Origin of the sequence: Myxococcus sp. CA039A, assembly GCF_013336645.1 — a bacterium.
Lineage (GTDB): Bacteria > Myxococcota > Myxococcia > Myxococcales > Myxococcaceae > Myxococcus > Myxococcus llanfairpwllgwyngyllgogerychwyrndrobwllllantysiliogogogochensis.
This window is the reverse complement of the sequence record NZ_JABUMQ010000582.1, coordinates 1-3,045: the sequence shown is the minus strand read 5'-3', so window position 1 is coordinate 3,045 and position 3,045 is coordinate 1. Positions and strand designations below refer to the sequence as shown.

Genomic DNA, 3,045 nt, shown 5'->3' with positions numbered 1-3,045 from the left:
GGCTGGGGGGGATGCGGACATGGAGGCACCACATGAGGATGGCCCCAGGCCCAGTCCGTCCAACGACCCTCGAGGCGCCGCCCTCGCCCAGGGTGCTGTGGGTCGGCGTGGCCGGGGAGGCGTGGCTGGCACTGTCGCGCGCGGCCCGGGCGCTGGGCTGTGAGCCGGTGCAGGCCTCGGCGCCCGGCGCGGTGAGCCTGGAGCTGTCGCGAGCGCGGCCCCGGTTGGTGCTGGTGCACTGGCGCCAGGTGAGCGAGCGCGGCCCCGGAGGACTGGGCAGCCTCAAGTCCCGCGTGGGTGCGTCCGGTGCGCCGGTGGTGCTGGTGGCGGAGCCGGAGACGCCCGCCGAGGTGCTGGAGGCCGCGGACGCGGAGGGCGTGGAGGACTGCCTGCTGGCGCCGGTGGGCGAGGCGGCGGTGCGCGCGCGGCTGGCCACGCTTCTGGGCGCCCGTCCCCCGCCTGTCACGAGCGAACGCTACAGCCCGCGCGTGGTGCTGCTCGCCGGAGGCGCGGGAGGCGCGCGCACGTGGGCGGGGCTGGGCTCGCTCCTGGAAGTCAGTGGCCACCACCTGCTGTACAGCGCCACGGTGGAGGGCGCCGCCGCGCGGGTGGAGGAGCACGGCTCCGCCCCCCACCTGCTCATCGCCGTCGGTGATGGGGCCCGGGGCGGGGTGTGGGCGCGCTCGGGCACGGCCGCTCGCGCGTTGCTGGAGGGCGTGCCCTCGCTGACGGTGACACCCGCGGAGAGCGGGCGCGCGGCGACGCTGCTGCCGCGCATCCACGCGATGCTGGGGCGCGAGGGCGCGTCGCTGCGGGTGGAGGAGCGGGTGCCCTTCTGCTGCCCGGTGGAGTTCGGCGAGGGAGGCCCCCAGGGGCTGGCCTGGACGTCGGGCGTGTCTTTCGCGCTGAGCCCGGGTGGCCTCTTCGTGCGCACGCTGGTGCCGGCGCGGCCCGGGGCGGCGGTGACGTTGCGCATCCACCTGCCCACCACGGGCGAGCGGCTGGAATCCCACGGCGTGGTGGCGTGGGCCAACCCCTTCGCGCCGCGCGACGGGCTGTGTTGTCCCCATGGCATGGGTGTGCGGTTCATGGGCATGGGCCCGCCGCGCTTGATGCACCTGCGCCAGCTCTGTCAGGCCACGGCCTCGCCCTGAAGGCGCGGGCCCGGGAGGCGCTTCGCCATGCGACGCAAGAAGGTCCTCCTCGTCGATGACTCGCACACGGTGCTGATGCTGCACCAGATGATGATGGTGGAGCGTGGCTTCGAAACGCTCATCGCCCGCGACGGGCTGGAGGCGCTGGAGCGCGTGCGGGACGAGGCGCCGGACCTGGTCGTGCTCGACATCCTGATGCCGAACCTGGACGGCCTGGAGACGTGCCGGGCGCTGCGCGGGCGCGAGCCCACCCGCCACACGCCCATCATCCTGTGCAGCACGCGCATGGAGCCGGACTGTGTGCAGGCGGGCTTCGAGAGCGGTTGCACCGACTACCTCACCAAGCCCTTCGCGGGCTCGGAGCTGGCGGCGCTCTTGAATCGCTACTTGGGCTCGGAGCGGGGCACGCGCGGGGGGATTTGACCGGGAGGCCGCGCGGGCAGCGAGCGGCGGGGCAGCGTCACCATGAACGTGGTGCCCTCTTCCTCGGTGGAGCTGACCTCGATGCCGCCGCCGTGCGCCTGGACGATTTCCCGGACGATGTAGAGGCCCAGGCCGTAGCTCATCTTCAGCGTGCGCGTCGTCTGCGGGCCGCTGCGGAAGGGCTCGAAGAGGTGGGGCAACAGGTGCGCGGGGATGGGGCGCCCGCCGTTGTGGACCTCCAGCACCAGCTTGTTGGCCCGCGCCACGCGCGCCACCAGCTTCACGGGGGTGTCCGCGGGGCCGAACTTGAGCGCGTTCTCCAGGAGATTCGAGGCCACCTGGCCCAGCCGGTCCGGGTCCCACATGCCCTGCGTGTTGCCCTTGTGCTCCACCTCGATGACGCGCTCGGGATAGGCCACGCGGAACTCGTGGGCCACGCGCTCCACCAGGTCCTTGAGGTCCACCGGCCGGGGCTCAATCGCCACGCCACCCATCAGCCGCGTGCGCGTGAAGTCCAGGAGCAGGCGGGTGAGCCGTTCAATGCGCACCGCCGCGGTGGCGATGCGCTGGCTGGTGCGCCGGGCGTCCTCGGCCGTGCCGGACTCCGCCATGACGCGCGACCAGTTCATGATGGCGCCCAGCGGGCTGCGGATGTCGTGGCTGACGATGCCCATCAGCTGCTCCTGGAACTCGGAGTGCCGGCGCGCCTCCTCTTCCGCCCACTTGCGCTGGGTGATGTCGCGGCTGATGCCGAACAGCCCCACCACCTTGCCGTCCGCGTCGCGCAGCACGCCCTTGGTGGACAGCCACACGCGAGGGCCCTCGACGCCCGGCTGCCCGTCCTCGTAGGTGACGGTGCGGCCGAAGGCGAGCACCTCCCTGTCGTTGGCGGCGTTGACGCGCGCCACTTCGGGCGCGAACAGCTCGTGGTCCGTGCGGCCCACCATCTGCGAGATTTCGTAGCCCACCGCGCGCGCGCCCGCGTTGTTGATGAGCTGGTAGCGGCCCTCCAAATCCTTCGTGTAGACGGCGTCCGTCGTGCCCTCGTGGATGGCGCGGAACACCTCGCTGGCGCGCCGCAGCTCCTCGCGCACCCGGTGCTCTCCGGTGATGTCGCGGCAGTGCACCAGCAGGCCCCCGGGCACCGCGCGCGCGCGCACGTCGAAGCACAGCTCCCGGTCCGGCCACTCGTGCTCGAAGCGCGTGGCGGCCTGCTGGGTGGCGGGCTGCTCGAAGCGCAGGTGGTCGCGCAGCTTCAAGAGGCCGGGGCACGCGCGGCGTACGTCGTCTCCAGGCCCGGCGACGCCGTCCAGCAGCTCCGCCATGCGCGGGCTGACGTAGGTGAAGCGCCAGGCCGCGTCGAGTGTGAAGAAGGCGTCCGGCAGGCCCTCCAGGAGCGCATGGAGCGGTACGCCGGACGCCTCGGATTTCGCGGGCGGGGCCGGGGGACGCTGGCGCTTCTTGGCGG

At 73.2% G+C, this 3,045-nt stretch carries 3 protein-coding genes; 2 read left to right on the top strand and 1 reads right to left on the bottom strand.

Annotated features, from left to right (window positions below):
* The first annotated feature begins 32 nt into the window (after window positions 1-32).
* Complete coding sequence (locus tag HR086_RS45990; protein ID WP_174468821.1) at window positions 33-1,154, top strand: PilZ domain-containing protein; 1,122 nt, start codon at window positions 33-35, stop codon at window positions 1,152-1,154.
* Window positions 1,155-1,181: 27 nt separating this feature from the next.
* Complete coding sequence (locus HR086_RS45985; protein WP_174453911.1) at window positions 1,182-1,577, top strand: response regulator; 396 nt, start codon at window positions 1,182-1,184, stop codon at window positions 1,575-1,577.
* Here HR086_RS45985 and HR086_RS45980 read toward each other — a convergent pair.
* Window positions 1,538-3,045, bottom strand: a 1,508-nt coding sequence (locus tag HR086_RS45980) for an ATP-binding protein (protein ID WP_174468820.1), incomplete at its 5' end; no start/stop codon positions are given. The two genes, HR086_RS45985 and HR086_RS45980, sit on opposite strands and share 40 nt — an antisense overlap.